12 protein-coding genes are annotated in these 15,904 nt (G+C 72.8%); 6 read left to right on the top strand and 6 right to left on the bottom strand.

Annotated elements, in window-relative coordinates:
* The first annotated feature begins 214 nt into the window (after positions 1-214).
* The 3 genes from WME98_RS47800 to fxsT all read left to right on the top strand — a co-directional run bounded on the left by WME98_RS47800 (position 215) and on the right by fxsT (position 5,838).
* Entirely contained in the window at positions 215-1,717 is a 1,503-nt protein-coding gene (locus WME98_RS47800; RefSeq protein ID WP_437948228.1) for an SIR2 family protein, read from the top strand.
* Between the two features lie 26 nt (positions 1,718-1,743).
* A complete protein-coding gene (locus tag WME98_RS47795) occupies positions 1,744-2,820 on the top strand; it encodes an ATP/GTP-binding protein (RefSeq protein ID WP_437339098.1) in 1,077 nt (358 codons plus the stop codon).
* Between the two features lie 147 nt (positions 2,821-2,967).
* Positions 2,968-5,838, top strand: coding sequence for an FxSxx-COOH system tetratricopeptide repeat protein (fxsT, locus tag WME98_RS47790; protein WP_437948227.1), 2,871 nt, complete (start codon positions 2,968-2,970; stop codon positions 5,836-5,838).
* Between the two features lie 121 nt (positions 5,839-5,959).
* On the opposite strand, the gene WME98_RS47785 is transcribed toward fxsT, so the two are convergent.
* From WME98_RS47785 to WME98_RS47770, 4 genes are all read right to left on the bottom strand, one after another.
* Complete coding sequence (locus WME98_RS47785; RefSeq protein ID WP_437339096.1) at positions 5,960-7,285, bottom strand: pyruvate dehydrogenase complex dihydrolipoamide acetyltransferase; 1,326 nt, start codon at positions 7,283-7,285, stop codon at positions 5,960-5,962.
* A 39-nt stretch (positions 7,286-7,324) separates the two neighbouring features.
* The gene (locus WME98_RS47780; RefSeq protein WP_437948226.1) at positions 7,325-8,308 is read right to left on the bottom strand and encodes a pyruvate dehydrogenase complex E1 component subunit beta; all 984 of its coding nucleotides are present in this window, start codon (positions 8,306-8,308) and stop codon (positions 7,325-7,327) included.
* Complete coding sequence (pdhA, locus tag WME98_RS47775) at positions 8,305-9,282, bottom strand: pyruvate dehydrogenase (acetyl-transferring) E1 component subunit alpha (RefSeq protein WP_437948225.1); 978 nt, start codon at positions 9,280-9,282, stop codon at positions 8,305-8,307. Before pdhA ends, WME98_RS47780 begins: the two co-directional genes overlap by 4 nt.
* A 200-nt stretch (positions 9,283-9,482) precedes the next feature.
* The gene (locus tag WME98_RS47770; RefSeq protein WP_437948224.1) at positions 9,483-10,931 is read right to left on the bottom strand and encodes a serine/threonine-protein kinase; all 1,449 of its coding nucleotides are present in this window, start codon (positions 10,929-10,931) and stop codon (positions 9,483-9,485) included.
* Positions 10,932-11,109: 178 nt separating this feature from the next.
* Between WME98_RS47770 and WME98_RS47765 the strand changes: the two genes are divergently transcribed.
* Positions 11,110-12,165 carry a hypothetical protein gene (locus tag WME98_RS47765; protein WP_437948223.1) on the top strand — a complete coding sequence of 352 codons (1,056 nt, stop codon included), beginning with the start codon at positions 11,110-11,112 and terminating at the stop codon, positions 12,163-12,165.
* Between the two features lie 30 nt (positions 12,166-12,195).
* Here the strand turns inward: WME98_RS47765 and WME98_RS47760 are convergent, their stop codons facing one another.
* Positions 12,196-12,789 (bottom strand): hypothetical protein, encoded by a 594-nt coding sequence (locus tag WME98_RS47760; protein ID WP_437948222.1) that lies wholly within the window; start codon positions 12,787-12,789, stop codon positions 12,196-12,198.
* 130 nt (positions 12,790-12,919) lie between these two features.
* On the opposite strand from WME98_RS47760, the gene WME98_RS47755 reads away from it, so the two are divergent.
* Entirely contained in the window at positions 12,920-14,023 is a 1,104-nt protein-coding gene (locus tag WME98_RS47755; protein WP_437948221.1) for a M48 family metalloprotease, read from the top strand.
* Positions 14,024-14,164: 141 nt separating this feature from the next.
* On the top strand, positions 14,165-14,494 hold the full coding sequence (locus WME98_RS47750) for an FKBP-type peptidyl-prolyl cis-trans isomerase (protein ID WP_061626525.1): 330 nt from the start codon (positions 14,165-14,167) through the stop codon (positions 14,492-14,494).
* A gap of 105 nt (positions 14,495-14,599) precedes the next feature.
* Here WME98_RS47750 and WME98_RS47745 read toward each other — a convergent pair whose 3' ends face one another.
* A complete protein-coding gene (locus WME98_RS47745; RefSeq protein ID WP_437948220.1) occupies positions 14,600-15,823 on the bottom strand; it encodes a Stp1/IreP family PP2C-type Ser/Thr phosphatase in 1,224 nt (407 codons plus the stop codon).
* Positions 15,824-15,904 lie beyond the last annotated feature (81 nt).

Here is a 15,904-nt window from a genome sequence, read left to right as displayed (position 1 = left end):
TCCAGGCTCGCGGACTGTTTCCGCCTGTTCCGACCGCGGCTGACCGCGCCCGCGGCGGCGCGGCCCTGTCGTCTGGGACATCGCGGGCGCGGGCCGGCCGCCCCGCGGGGCCCGGCGTCGCGCGTCGCGCGTCACGCGCGTCACGCGCGGAAGCGCGCGCGACGCGCCGCAAAAGTGCGCCGGGCGCCGAGGAGCGATAGACTCGAGGGGCTCGATGTCAACCCTTATGGACAACGGCAACACGGTGAGCGCGGAGCTCGACGCCGCGGTGATCGAAGAGCTGCGCGAGGCGTTCGAGAGCGGAGAGCTCGTGCTCTTCGTGGGGGGAGGCATCTCGGCCGCGGCCGGGCTGCCGACGTGGCGCCAGCTCGTCGACCTGCTCGTCGAGAGGGTGCGCGAGCAGGTCGGCGACGAGGTGATGACCGCCGAGGTCGCGTCGCTCGCGCTATCGCAGCGCTACAGCGAGGCGCTCGCCGCGGCGGAGCACGCGCTCGGCGCGGCGGAGTTCAACGCGTTCGTGGAGGACGCGCTCGACGACGAGGGGCTCGAGCCGCCGCGCATCGCGCTCGCGATCGCCGCGCTGCGGGACAGGCTGCGCGCGGTGCTCACCACGAACCTCAACCACCTGCTCGAGCGCGCCTTCGGCCCCGAGTGGGACACCCTGTGGCGCGTCACCGACGAGGTCGCGTGGCGGCGGCGCTTCATCCTCAAGCTGCACGGCACGCTGAAGGAGCCGAGCAGCTGGGTGTTCGCGCGCGACCGCTTCCTCGCCTCGATCGCGGACCCGGACGTGCGCAGGTCGCTCACGGCCGTGCTCTCGAACTGCCCCGTGCTCTTCATCGGCTTCGGGCGCGCCGACGGCAACCTCGACGAGATGCTGGCCGACATCCACGCGCTCTCGGGCAGCTCGCCGCCGCCCCGCTTCGTCATCGTCCCGAGCGCGAGCCTGACGCCGTTCCGCCGCGCGACGCTCGTCGACATGGGGTTCTCGCTCCTGCCCTACGACACCTCCGACGGCAGCCACGACCAGGCGCTCGCGATCCTCGAGCGCGTGAGCGCGCCCCGCCCGCGCGGGGCGCCGACCCGCTCCCGCTCGATCGTCCCGCCGCCGATCCCCGACCTCGAGCTTCCGCCGTCGTCGTCGCCGCTCGGCTTCCCGTCGTACGATCTCCCGCCCGACGCGGCGGCGTACGACGACACGGTCACGATGCCGGGGGCGCTCGACTCGCCGCGGCGCGAGCGGGTGTCCGAGCCTCCGGCGAGCCCCATCGAGGTGTTCTTCTCGTACTCGGAGAGCAACCGCGAGCTGCGCGACAAGCTCGAGACGCACCTCGCCATCCTCAAGCGCAAGGGCGTCATCCGCGGCTGGCACGACGGCGAGATCGGCGCCGGCGAGGAGCGCGACCGGGCGCTCGCCGAGCACCTCGAGACCGCGAAGGTCATCCTCCTGCTCATCAGCGCCGACTTCCTCGCGTCGGACTTCTGTTACGACGTCGAGATGCAGAAGGCGATCGAGCGCCACGAGCGGGGGGAGGCGCGCGTCATCCCGGTCATCCTCGACGCCTGCGACTGGGAGGGCGCGCCCTTCGGCAGGCTGGCCAGCCTGCCGCGGGGCGGGCGCCCGGTGACGAGCTGGGTCAACCAGAGCGAGGCGTTCACCGACATCGCCAAGGGCATCCGAAAGCAGGTCGAGCAGCTCACCCAAAACCCCCCGTAGGCTCACCGACCCCCGGCGCCCAGCCGGTGAGCCAATCGGAGGTGCCACCGCCGCCCGGGATCTGGAGCGTCCCCGCGTGGACCGGCCGGAACCTGGCCTCGCGCGAGGATCTGCTCGCCGAGATCGGCGCCACGCTCGCGCGGCGCGGCATGGCGCCGCTCTGCGGGCTCGGCGGCACCGGCAAGACCATGCTCGCGATCGAGTACGCGCACCGCAACGCCAGCGCTTACGACACGGTCTTCCTCATCGACGGCCAGAGCCCGGCGACGATGGACGCCGGCTTCGTGGCGCTCGCCGCGGAGATGCGGCTGCCCGATCACGAGCAGCTGGATCCCGCGCGCGCGGCCGCGGCGGTGCGCAACCGGCTCGGGCGCCGCGGGCGCTGGCTCCTCCTCTTCGACGGCGTGCGCGACCCGAGCGAGGTCGAGCCCTACGTTCCGAGCGTCTCGCACGGCGGCCACATCCTCGCGACGTCGCAGAACCCGATCTGGCGCGGGCTGACGACGGTGACCGTCCGCGGCATCGAGCGCGGCGAGTCGGTGGCCTTCCTGCTCCGGCGCACCGGCGAGACCGACGCGGAGTCGGCCGACGCGCTCGCCGAGGAGCTCGGCGACCTGCCGCTCGCCCTGGCGCAGGCCGGCGCGTACATCGAGGAGACCGGGCGCCCGCTCGCCGAGTACCTCGCGCTGTTCCGCCAGCGCCCGGCCGCGCTCCTGGAGCGCCCGGTCAGCTTCCCGGTGACGGTCGCGACCGCGTGGGAGAGCGCGCTCGCCGCCGTGTTCAGCCACCAGGCCGCGGCGGAGCTCCTCAGCCTGTGCTCGTTCCTGCCGATGGACCAGATCCCGCGGCGGGCGCTGAGCGAGTACGACCCGCTCGCGCTCGACGACGCGATCGCGATGCTGCGGCTGCACTCGCTCATCGAGGTGCGGCCGCACGCGCTCAGCGTCCACCGCCTCGTGAAGATCGTCGTCCGCAACCAGCTGCGGCGGGACGATCGGCGTCAGTGGATGGAAGCGGCGCGCCGCATCGTGCAGGCTTCCGGCAGGTTCCTCCCCGGCACGGAAGAGGAACGCGAAGGTAGGACGGAGCCGGATTCTGGGTAAGGCAAACCCCCGAAGAAGCCATGGAGGTTCGACCCGCATGTATCCGCCGAGAGCGTCACAACCCGTCCCTTCCTGGGCCTTTCCCGAGCGCGTATTCTCGTTGCGCTCCAGGTCCGTCGTGAGACCTTAAGGCCCGCGAGAGGAACTATGGTTGCCTTGGCGACGAGCCCCGCCGATCTGTTCTTCTCCTACTCCCCGAGGGACGAGGACCTGCGGCCCAAGCTGGAGACCCACCTCGACGCGCTGAAGCGGCAAGGGGTCATCCGGACATACCAGGGCTTCGCCCTCGGCGGCGGGCGGGAGCGGAGAGAGGCGTTCGCGGCGAGGCTGCGCGAAGCGCGGGTCGTGCTGCTGCTCGTGAGCGCGGACTTCCTCAACACCGACGCGTGGCTCTCCCCGGAGCTCCGGGAGGCGATCGCCCGGCACGAGGCGGGGGAGTGCCGGGTCATCCCGGTCATCCTGCGGCCCTGCGCCTGGGAGAAGACGGCGCTCGGCAAGCTGCAGCCGCTGCCGAACCGCGCGCGGCCGGTGACGAGCTACCCCAACCAGAGCGAGGCGTTCACCGAGATCGCGAAGGGGATACGGAGCGCCGTGCGCGAGACGGAGCCGCCGACGCAGCGGCCGGCCCCCCGGCGGCCGTCGAGCTCGCCCGACGCAGAGCCGCACATCAAGAAGCTGCCGCCGCGCAACCCGAGCTTCACCGGGCGCGACCGGCTCCTCGACGAGCTGCGGAGCGCGCTCACGACGGGCGGGCCCGCGGCGCTCACGCAGGCGATCAGCGGCCTCGGCGGGATCGGCAAGACCCAGCTCGCCGCGGAGTACGCGCACCGGTACGCGAGCCAGTACAACGTCGTCTGGTGGGTCCGCGCCGAGGAGCCGGCGACGACGGCCGAGGACTTCGCGCGCCTCGCCGCGGCGCTCGACCTGCCGGAGCAGAACGAGGCCGACCAGCGGATCGCCATCGAGGCGGTCCGGTCGTGGCTGTCGCGCAACGACAAGTGGCTCCTCGTCTTCGACAACGTGAACGATCCGCGGGACGTCGCCCCGTACCTCCCGCACCCGCGCACCGGGCACATCCTCATCACCTCGCGCAACCCGAGCTTTCGCGGCATCGCCACGCCGCTCACCGTGCCGGCGCTCGATCGCGCCGACTCGGTGAAGTTCCTGCTCGAGAAGACCGGGCAGAGCGACGAGCGCGCCGCGGAGAGGCTCGCCGAGACGCTCGGCGACCTGCCGCTCGCGCTGGTGCAGGCGGCGGCGACCATCAAGGAGACGGGGGCGTCGATCGCGACCTACCACGCGGTCTTCGGCGACCACCAGCGCGAGCTCTTGCTCCGCGGCGTGCCGATGGATTACCCGACGCCGGTCGCCACCACCTGGGGCCTCGCGTTCCAGGAGGCGCAGCGCTTCTCGCCGGTCGCGGTCGATCTCCTGAGCCTGTGCGCGTTCCTCGCGCCCGACGACATCCCGCGCGAGGGCCTCGCCGACGCCGCGCCGCACCTGCCGCCGGCGCTCGCGGAGGCGCTGAGCGATCCGCTGATGCTCGACGAGGCGGTCGCCGCGCTGCGCCGCTACTCGTTCATCGACGTGCACGAGGGCGCGCTCTCGGTGCACCGGCTCGTCCAGGCGGTGGTGCGCGATCGCCTCTCGCCCCAGGACCGGCGGATGTGGGCCGAGGCGGCGGTCCGCCTCGTCGACCACGCGTTCCCCGAGAGCAGCGACGACGTGGAGACGTGGCCGTTCTGCGCCCGGTGGCTGCCGCACGCGCTCGCCGCCGCGAGCCAGGCCGAGGCGTACGACGTCGCGAAGGAGGTGCGCGGGCGGCTCCTCGCGCGGTTCGCCGTCTACCTGCAGGGGCGCGCGGCGTTCGCGGAGGCGAAGGGGTACCTCGAGCGGGCGCTCGCGCTGCACGAGGCGGTGTACGGCCACGACGATCCGAAGGTCGCCGCGGTGCTGCGCAGCCTCGGCAGCGTCCTGCACGATCTCGGCGACCTCGGCGGCGCGCGCGCCCACCTCGAGCGCGCGCTGGCGATCGACATCGCGCGCTTCGGCCCCGACCACCCGGAGGTCGCGCGCGACGTGAACGACCTCGGCAGCGTGCTCATGGATCAGGGCGACCTGCCCGGCGCGCGCAAGCACCTGGAGCGCGCGCTCGCGATCGACGAGGCGACGTACGGCCCCGACGACCCGAGCGTCGCGATACGGCTCAACAACCTGGGCGCGCTCTTCCGCGACCTCGGCGACTTCGCGGGCGCGCGCGTGCACCTCGAGCGGGCGCTCGCCATCGACATCCGCGCCTACGGGCCGGATCACCCGACCGTCGCGATCGGCCGCACGAACCTCGGCCGGCTGCTCCACGATCTCGGCGACCTGAAGGGCGCGCGAGAGCAGTTCGAGGAGGCGCTCAAGATCGACGAGCACAGCTACGGCCAGTACCACCCGCGCTTCGCGCTCGCGCTGAACAACCGCGGGCGCGTGCTGCGCGACCTCGGCGACCTCGCCGGGGCGCGCGCCGACTTCGAGCGGGCGCTCGCGATCGTCGAGGACACGTACGGGCCGGATCACCCGGACGTGGCGCGGGACATCAACAACCTCGGCAGCGTGCTGCGCGATCTCGGCGACCTCGAGGGCGCGCGGGCGAACTTCGCGCGCGTGCTGAGGATCGCCGAGGCGACCTACGGGCCGGATCACCCGGCCGTGGCGATCGGCTGCAACAACCTCGGCAGCGTGCTGCAAGCGCTCGGCGAGCTGCCCGGGGCGCGCGAGCAGCTGGAGCGGGCGCTCGGCATCGCGCAGGCGACCTACGGCCCGGATCACCCGGTCGTGGCGAGCATCGTGAACAACCTCGGGCGCGTGCTGCAGGCGCTCGGCGACTTATCCGGCGCCTGGCAGCAGATCGAGCGCGCCGTGGCGATCGCCACGAAGGCGCTCGGGCCGTCGCACCCGTCCGTGCAGATCTTCTCGCGGAACCTGGCGCGCCTCGGCGACGCGCTCGGCGGCGGCGCCGAGGCGACCTGAGCGCGAGCGCGGCGCCCGCGCGCCGTGGCGGTGAGCGCGGGGCGCGCCGCGCGCGGGGACGCCGGGGGAGAGCCCCGGCGTCCGCTGCGTTCTGGTTGAGCGCTGGTCGTGGCGGGGAGGATCAGCCGAGCAGGATCTGCGTCGGGTGCTCCAGCAGCTGGCGCAGGACCTTGAGGAAGGTCGCGCCGACCGCGCCGTCGACGACGCGGTGATCGCAGGAGAGCGTCATGGCCATGCGGCGGCCCGGCACGACCTGCTCGCCGCGCACGACGGGCTCGCGGCGGACCTGGCCCACGGCGAGGATCGCGCCCTCGGGCGGGTTGATGACGGCCCCGAAGTTGTCGATCCCGTACATGCCGAGGTTCGAGATCGAGAACGTCCCGTTCGCCATCTCCTCGGGCCGCAGCTTCTTCGACTTGGCCTTCCCGGCGAGCTCGCGCACCTCGGTGGCAATCTCGAGCACCTGCTTGCGATCGGCGTCGCGCACCACGGGCGTGACGAGGCCCTCGGCGACGGCGACCGCCACCGAGATGTCGACGCGCCGGTGGACGAGGATCGCGTCCGACGTGAACTGCGCGTTGCACTCCGGCACGCGCACGAGCGCGATGGCACACGCCTTCACCAGGAGATCGTTGAAGCTGACCTTGGCCGGCTTCTCGCCCTCGGCCGCGGTCGCCGCGAGATCCGCGTTGATCTGCTCGCGCAGCGCGTTCAGCGGATCGGCGTCGACGTCGATCGAGAGGTAGAAGTGCGGGACCGTCTGCTTCGACTCGGTGAGGCGCCGGGCGATCGCCTTGCGCATCATGCTGAGCGGACGCACGTCCGGCGCGGCGAGCTCGCCGGGGGCGGCCGGCGCGGCCGCCGCGGCGGCCGGGGCCGGCTTCAGCCCCTCGAGGTCACGCGCGACGATGCGCCCGCGCGGGCCCGATCCGGCGACGCTGGTGAGGTCGAGCCCGCGCTCGCGGCCGAGCTTGCGCACGTACGGCGAGGCCCGCACGCGCCCGTCCGACGCCGGCTGCGGCGCGGCCGGCTGCGTGGGCGGCGAGACCGCCTCGCCGCGCGCCGCGGGCGGCGCGGCCGTGCCGGGCGCGTCGCCGCTCGGCGCGGCGCCGCCCGCCGGCTGCGCGGCGCGATCCCCCTTGGGCTCCTCCGCCGCCGGCTTCTGCGCCGGAGCGCCGCCGCCCCCGGCGAGGGCGCTTACGTCCTCGCCCGGGTTGCCGATGATCGCGACGGGCTGGCCGAGCTGAACCACGCTGCCCGCAGGCACGAGGATCTTGAGCAACGTCCCTCGATCGAAGGACTTGTACTCCATGGTCGCCTTGTCGGTCTCGACCTCTGCGAGCAGATCGTCGATGTCGATCTTGTCGCCTTCCTTCTTGTGCCAGGCACTGATCTGCCCCTCCTCCATGGTCGGGGACAGCTTCGGCAGTTCCAGAACCTTCGCCATGGGTCTATCAACCTTGATCGGGGATGTGCGTCCGCTCAGTCAGCTTTTGTAGAGAACGCGGTGAACGTTTTCGATGATCCGCGCCGCCTGCGGGATCACGTACTGCTCCAGCCGTGCGTTGTAGGGCATCGGGACGTCGAGCGTCGTCGCGCGCAGCACGGGCGCGTCCAGCTCGTCGAACGCGAGCCGCTGGATGCGATCGGCGACCTCCGCGCCGACGCCGCCGTACGGCCACCCCTCGTGCGCCACGACCGCGCGGTGCGTCTTCGTGACGCTCTTCACGATCGTCTCCTCGTCGAGCGGGCGCAGCGATCGCAGGTCCACGATCTCCGCGCTGATGCCCTCCTTCTCGAGCTCCGCGGCCGCCTCGAGCGCCACGTGCACCATCCGGCTCCACGCGATGATCGTGACGTCGGTCCCCTCGCGCGGGATCGAGGCGACCCCGAGCGGCACGGTGAAGTCGGGGTCGTCGGGCACCTCGCCCTTCACGCCGTAGAGCGTCTCGCTCTCCATGAAGAGCACCGGGTTGTCGTCCCGGATCGCCGACTTGAGGAGCCCCTTCGCGTCGGCCGGCATCGCGGGCGCGAGCACCTTGAGGCCGGGGATGTGCGCGTAGAAGTGCTCCATCGAGTGCGAGTGCTGCGAGCCGACCTGCCGCGCCGAGCCGTTCGGCGCCCGCAGCACGAGCGGGATGCTGAGCTGCCCGCCGGACATCTGCCGGAGCTTCGCCGCGTTGTTGAGGATCTGATCGAACGCGACGGCGGAGAAGTTCCACGTCATGTACTCGACGATCGGCCGCAGCCCGACCATCGCGGCGCCGATCGAGATGCCGGTGAACCCGCTCTCGGTGATCGGCGCGTCGATCACGCGCTTCGCGCCGAACTTCTCGAGCATCCCCTCGGTCACCTTATAGGCGCCCTGGTAGTGCCCGACCTCCTCGCCGACGAGGTACACCCGCTCGTCGCGCTCCATTTCCTCGATCATGGCGGCGCGAACCGCCTCCCGGAATCTTAGGACGGTCATCGCGCAAAAGGTCCTGCATAGGTTGTGGGCTCGAGCACCTCGGGCCCGGGTTCGGGGCTCTCCTCGGCGAAGCGGACCGCATCGGCGATCTCCTCTTCGACCTCCTTCTCGATCGCCTCGAGGGCGTCCTTGTGCCCCTTCTCCTCGAGCTCGACGCGCGAGCGCAGGAGCACGTCCTTCTTCTTGCGCTCCTCGAGCTCCTCCTTCGACCGGTACTTGCCCGGATCGCTCATCGAGTGGCCGCGGAAGCGGTACGTCCTGATCTCGACCAGCGTCGGCTCCGAGTGCTTGCGCGCCCGCTCGATGGCCTCGCCCAGGCGATCGCGCACCTGGAGGACGTGCTCGGAGTTGAAGCGATCGCGCTCCATCCCGTAGGCGAGCGCCTTCAGCGAGACGTCCTCGACCGAGAGCGTGCGGGAGAGCGGCGTCCCCATCGCGTACTCGTTGTTCTCGCAGACGAACACGATCGGCAGCTTCCAGAGCGCCGCGAGGGACATGCCCTCGTGGAAGTCGCCGATGCTCACCGCCCCCTCGCCGAAGAAGACCATCGAGACCCGGTCCTCGCCGCGGTACTTCGACGCGAACGCCGTCCCGACGGCGATGGGGATGTGGCCGCCGACGATGCCGTAGCCGCCGAGCATGTTGTGCTCTTTGTCGAAGAAGTGCATCGAGCCGCCGAGCCCCTTCGAGCACCCGGTGACCTTGCCGTAGAGCTCCGCCATCGCGGCGCGCGCGGTCATCCCGCGGGCGAGGGCGAGGCCGTGATCGCGGTAGGTCGTCATCACGTAGTCGTCAGGGCGGAGCGCCGCGGTGGCGCCGACGGCGATGGGCTCCTGGCCGATGTACAGGTGAAGGAACCCGCCGATCTTGCTCTGCGCGTACGCGCGGGCCGCTTCTTCCTCGAAGCGGCGTATCTGAAACATCTTTCGGTAGAGCGACAGATGGAGATCGTCGCCGTTTGTCAGGGTAGTCATCGCGGGGATCTCAAGGGGCAGAACAGCGTTCCAGACGGTCGCCAGCGCGGCGGTCGGCGTGAGCGTGAGCGCCTCGTCGGGGCCCGCGAGGGACCCGACGAGGCGCTCGACGTCGAGCCGTTCCGGACAGCGACGCCGCTTACCCGGGCTCCTTTAGGTGAGTTTTTTCCTCGTGACAACGCCACCGCGATCTCTGCCGTTCAACGCGCAGCAGCATCGGCCGCTCCAGCGTCGGGCGCGTCGGGTGGGTCCGGCTCGGTGTCGGTGGTCTCCGGCGCGTCGAGGTCGTCGACCTCGGGCTCCGGCGCCCCTGCGTCCGCGCCGTGCTCGTCCTCGGGGAGGGTGACCGACGCGGGCCGGCTCGGGTCGCTGTCCGGCGGGCTCGCGCTGGGCTCCGCGCTGCCCGCCGCGCGCGGCGTGGATGATGATGACGCGGTGGGCGGCGAGGTCTCGGCGGCCCCGTGCTTCGGGCGCGCAGGCCGCGCCGAGGGGACGGCGCTCGGCCGCGGCGCCGCGGACGACGCGGCCGGCGCCGCCTGCGCGGGGGGCTCCTCGACCGGCGCGTCCGTCGATCGCATCGCCGTGCGGACGAGCAGGACGGCCGTCGCCACGACCACCGCCGCGCCGAGGACGACCTGACCCATCTTCCGCTCGCGGGGAGGGAAGTCGTCGCCGATCGGATCCGCGCGCACGGCGCCCGGCTCCGTGGACAGCGCCGCCGTCGCGGCGGCGGGGCCCTCCAGCATGCGCCTCGGCAGCTGGCTCGAGGCGGCCCACTCCAGGCTGTCGGCGAACGCGGCGCCGAACGCGTCGCAGCTCGGGTACCTGTCCTCGGGCCGCTTCGACAGGCCGCGCGCGAGCACCTGATCGAGCGACGGCGGCGCGCCGATCTCCTGCGCGATCGGCGGCGGATCGTCGCTCGCGATCTTCGACGCGACCGAGACCGCGTCGTCGCCCGGGAACGCGCGCCTGCCGGAGATCGCCTCGTACATCACGGCCGCGAGCGAGAACTGATCGCTCTCGGGCGAGAACTTCCCGGCGCGGAACGTCTCCGGCGCGCTGTACGCGGGCGTGCCCATCAGCCCCCCCTGGTGCGTCAGCGTCGAGTCCGGGATCCTGGCGATCCCGAAGTCGGCGATCTTGCCGCCGTTCGCGGAGAGGATGATGTTCTCCGGCTTGATGTCGCGGTGGACGATGCCGGCGCGGTGCGCGATGGTGAGCGCCTCGCCGAGCTCGCGCGCCAGCCGCGCCGCCTGCGCGGCCGAGAGCGGGCGCTCGAGGAGGTGCTGCTTCAGCGTCGGCCCCTCGACGTACTCGAAGACGAGGTAGAGCCCGAAATCCGGGTCCTCGCCGACGTCGTGGAGCGTGACCAGGTTCGGGTGGGTCACGCGGGCGGCGGCGCGCGCCTCGTGGCGCATCCGCACGACGAGCTGCTCGCGGACGTCGCGCGGGATGCGGAGGTCGTCCCGCAGGTGCTTCAGCGCGACGTCGCGATCGAGCACCGGATCGTGCGCGAGCAGCACGCGCCCCATCGCCCCCTCGCCGAGGAGGCGCTGCACGTGGTAGCGGCCGAGGGCGGCAGGCAGCGCGGCGCCGTCGCTCGGCGGTGCGAGCGCGCCGTGGCCATCGGGGGACGAGGATCGAGGCACGTCGCGTCGTTTCTATCCGTCCAGCGGCCCCGGCGGAAGGCCTGGCCGGCGTCCCGCTTCCGGTTATGCTCTGCCGCGGCGCGCTCCAGGTCGACGGGCGGCGCTCGAGGCGCTTGCGGCGGCGGTTCCCGCAGGGCCCGGCGGCACGCGGTATCCAGCGAGGGCGCAGCGAGTACAGATGAGCACCGAGAGCGCGTCGAAGCCGGCCCGAGCCGCCGGAGCCCCCAAGAAGCGAGGCAAGGCCAAGTACATCGTGCTCCTCGCCCTCGTGTTCGCCGTCGTCCTCGCCCAGCAGACCGGCCTCCTCGGCTTCGGGCTGGCGCACCTCCGCGCGGCCACGTTCCCGAAGGACGAGTCGCTGCTCGAGTATGTCCACGGCAGCGCTCCCGGCGTGGTGATCGTCGACCCGCACCAGCTCGATCTGAAGGCGCTCGGCGAGGAGGGCGGCGCGGTGCGGCAGCACGTCGAGCGCACCCGCGACGACATCAAGAAGGCGACGGGCATCGATCTCGGGTTCGACGTCGACAAGCTGGTCCTCTCCCCCTCGCTCGTGGTCGCGCGCGGGCGCTTCGACGAGCGGAAGCTCGCGGCGCGCCTCGCGGAGCACAGCTACGTCCAGGCGGAGTACAAGGGCGTGAAGTACCTGCTCCGCGCCGGCGAGGACGCGATCGCCGTGCGCGACGGCTCGATCCTGCTGTACGGCGCGGAGCCCGACCTCCGCGCGAGCATCGACGCCGAGGAGGCGGACGCGTCGCTGGCGAGCCGGGACGAGGTCACCTCGCGCCTCGCGCACATCGGGTGGGATCGCCCCCTCCTGGGCGTCGCCCTGCTCGCCGAGAGCAAGCCGAGCCTGCGGGCGATCCTCACCGGGTCGACCGGCCCGCGCGCCGTCACGGTCGGCGTCTCGACGAAGGGGGGCCTGTCGGCGACCGTCGCGATCGACGCCGCGTCGGCCGAAGCGGCCGAGGAGCTCCGGAAGCTCCTGGAGGAGAAGCGCGCGAACGTGGACGCGCTGAAGGCGCTCGTCGGCCCGGAGCCCGGCGCGGCGCTCGCCGAGGTCGCGAAGCGCGCGACGCTCGCGGTGGATCCGGCCGCGGCCCGGCTCACGGTGCAGGTGGACGTGCGGCCCGAGGAGCTCGATCGGCTGGCGAAGGCCGGCCAGGCGGCGGCGGGCTCGCTCGGGGAGATGTACAAGAACGTGCGGCTGCTCCAGCTCCTCGCGCCGGGACCCTGACGCCGTCCGGGCGGAGGGCCGTCCGGCGTCCTAGGGCTCGGCGCAGCGCGGGCACCGCGCCTCGACGCGGTCGGTCGCGCTCTTGACGCGGGTGCGCGCGGCGTCGCACCGCGCGTCCGCGTCGCCGGCCAGCCCGCAGAGGTGCTGCGCGGCGCGGCTCATCGACGCGAGCGCGCGGCACGCGGTCTCGCACGGCGCCGCGGACACCGGCGCGGCCTCGGCCTTCTTGGCCGGGTGCCCGCCGGCCGTGGTCGTCGCCCGCGTGGACGGCGCCGGGGCGCTGCCGGAGGACTCCGCAGGCGCCGCGCGCGGCGGCGACGGCGCCGCTGCCGGCGGCGGCGGCGCTCCCGGCGGTGCTGTCTGCGCCGCGGCGCGATCCTCCTCGTGAGCGGCCGGTACGCCGAGGGCCTGGTCGAGCTCGCCTTCCGCGCGCTCGAGCGCCGCGAGCGCGTCGTCGGCCGTCTCGATGGAGCCCTCCTCGCGCGGCGCCGCGGAGGCGGCGGTGCCGGCCGGCTCCGGCGCCGCGGGCGCATGCGCGACGGAGGCGCCGCCGCACCCCGCGAGCGCGACGGCGCTGATCCACAGGGGGGCGGCGGCCACAGACCAGGCTCGGATTCTGTTCATCGGTCCTCCTGCGCCTGACGCCCGGGCCGCGGCTTTCGGCTCACCTCGGCGCGCGAGCCGCGCCGCGCTGGGATCCTGCGCGCGCCGGAGCGCAGGTTGACGCCCGCTCCGTGCGCTATGCTCGCGGGCGATGAACCTGCTTCGATCGATCGGCGCCCTCGCTCTGGCTCTCGGCCTCGTCGCAGGCTGTCAGCGGAGCAGCTCGCGCCGGCCTCCGTCACAGCCTACGTACGGCCAGGGCTACCCTCCGTACGGCGCGCCCCCGCAGGGCTACCCGCAGCAGCAGCCCGGCTACCCGCAGCAGCAGCCCGGCTACCCGCAGCAGCAGCCCGGCTACCCGCCGGCGCAGACCGGGCCCGCGCCCGCGCCGACCTTCTCCGTGCCCACGGTGCCCGGGCTGCCGGTGCTCGGCGACCCCATCAACGACATCAACATCGGCTGGCTGCAGTCCGAGGCCGGCGTCGTCATGGGCGCGCTGATCGGCGCGCTGCCGTCGGGCGCGCAGCAGAAGGTGAAGGGCATCCCCTTCATCGCCGATCCGACGGTCGGCGAGGTGAACGCGTTCGCCGGCTGCGACGACCAGCGGATGCCGTTCATGGCGATCACCGACGGGCTGCTCGAGGTGCAGGCGCAGATCGCGCAGTTCAAGGCGACCGACGAGATCTTCGGGACGAGGAAGCTCGACGAGTTCCTGCGGATGCTCGCGCAGCGGCAGCGGCCCGGGCAGCCGATCATCCGGCCGCCGATGGGCTTCATCGACCCCGCGCAGCACACGGACGCGCGCAAGGTCGAGCGGCAGCGCCAGCTCTACCAGGAGCAGCTCGCGTTCGTGCTCGGCCACGAGCTCGGCCACCATCACCTCGGGCACACGGGCTGCGCGAACGGGCAGGGCGGCAGCCGCGGCGTCACGCCCGCGGATCTCGGGCGGATGCTGTCGCGCGCGCTCCCCGTCTTCAACCAGCCGAACGAGATCGCCGCGGACGTCGCGGGCGTGAACAACCTGCTCTCCGCCGGCGCGCGGCGGCAGGGGTACCGGTGGACCGAGGGGGGCGCGATGCTGACGCTCGGCTTCTTCGCGTCGCTCGATCAGCTCACGCCGGCCGCGATCCTGTTCGCCTTCGAGCAGACGCACCCGCACCCGGCGCTGCGCCAGCCCATCGTGCAGCAGACCGCGAACACGTGGCGGCTGACCGGCGGCGCGCCCGTGTTCACGTTCCCCGGCCTCGGCGGCTGACCCGCGGTTTCTCCGGGCCCCTGCGCGCTCGCGAGCGCTCGCTCGGGGCGCTCGCGAGCGCTCGCTCGGGGCGCCCGCGCGCTGCTTCGGCTTGACGCGACCGTGCGGCGCTCCTCCCATCGGCGTCGAAAGGAGTCATTCATGCAAGCAGGGCTAGGGATCGAGGACCTCAAGGAAGGGACGGGCGACGAGGCGAAGCACGGCCAGCTCGTGACCGTTCACTACGTCGGCACGCTGACGAACGGCAGCAAGTTCGACAGCTCGCGCGACCGCAACCAGGGCTTCTCGTTCAAGCTGGGCGCCGGGCAGGTGATCAAGGGGTGGGATCAGGGGGTCGCCGGCATGAAGATCGGCGGCGTCCGCAAGCTGACGATCCCGCCGGAGCTCGGCTACGGCGCTCGCGGCTTCCCGCCCGTGATCCCGCCCAACTCGACCCTCATCTTCGAGGTCGAGCTGCTCGCGCTCAAGTGATGCGCCGCGTTGCCCCCGCAGCGCCGGCCGCGGCTCGCGATCGGCGCGCGGGGCGGCGCGCGCGCGTCTCGCGCCGCGCGTCTCGTGAAGCGAGACGCGCGCCGCTCACGGCTTGATGGGCGCGCCGCACTCGACGCAGAAGCGGTTGCCGATGAAGAGCTCGTGCTTGCAGTGCGCGCACCGCGCGACGCGCACCTCGGTCTGGCGCTTCGCGGGCTTCGCCGGCGGGGCTTCCTTCACCGGGGGCGCCGCCGGCCTCGGGTCGGCCGCGACCGCCGCGTAGCGGCCGGAGCCAGCGGCCGCCCGGGAGCGCCGGTCCGTGAACGGCGCGGCGGCCACGCGCGACATCGCGCCCGCGGCGCCCTGGGCGTGGCTTCGCAGGCCGTTGCCCGCGACGGAGTGGATCGGCTGCGCCGCGATGCGCTCGTCGCCCGAGGAGGCGGCCGCGTCGAGATCGGCCTCCTCGGCCCGGGCCCGCGCCGCGCGGACCGGCGGCGGCGGGAGCATCGCGCCGAGCTCGTCGATGTGGTGGGGCCGGGTGTCCTCGAGCTCCGCGCTGTCGGGCTGCCGCTCGTCCTCCGCCTCCGGCAGGATGCGGACGATCAGCGCCGAGATGTTGTCGGTCCCGCCCGCCTCGTTGGCCATCTCGATGAGGAGCTCGCAAGCCTCGTGCGGGTCCTGGGTGACGTCGAACACATCGAGCATCTGTTGCTCCGAGACCATCCCGCTCAGCCCGTCCGAGCAGAGCAGGAAAGCGTCGCCGGGCTCGATGCGCTCCGAGCGGATGTCGACCTTCACCGCGTCCTTCATGCCGAGCGCGCGCGTGATGATGTTCTTCGGGAGCCTCGCCAGCTCGTCCTGGCTCAGGTCGGGCTTGAGCGCGAGGGCGTCGTTGATGAGCGAGTGGTCCTTCGTGAGCTGCTCGATCTCGCCGTGCCGGATCCGGTAGCAGCGGCTGTCGCCGACGTGCCCGACGTGGATCCGGTCGGTCTCGCGCGACACGTAGGCGGCGACCACCGTCGAGCCCATGCCCTGGTGCTGGGCGTACGTGTTCGAGATGACGAACACATCGTGGTTCGCCTTGCGGATCGCCGCGACGACGCGCCGTGCCTCGGGATCGAGCTCCTGCTCGTCGGCGGGGACGGGGCCGGGCAGGCTGCCGGCGCGGGTCGCCTCGAAGAAGTTGTCGAGCGATTTTGTCGCGAGCGCGCTGGCGACGTTGCCCGCGTTGTGCCCGCCCATGCCGTCGGCCACGACGAAGAGACCGAGATCGGACTTCACGAGGACGTTGTCCTCGTTGTGCTTCCGCTGGCGTCCAACGTCGGTCACGGCAGCCGCGACGGGTCGGGTGCGGCTGCTCGTCCTGAACTCGCCCATTCGCGGCTGATTATACCCGTCCGGCCCCCCGGA

The organism is Sorangium sp. So ce296 (assembly GCF_051529605.1).
Taxonomy (GTDB): Bacteria; Myxococcota_A; Polyangia; order Polyangiales; family Polyangiaceae; genus Sorangium; species Sorangium cellulosum_D.
The sequence above is the reverse complement of the archived record's forward strand: the minus strand, read 5'-3'. Positions and strand labels throughout refer to the sequence as shown.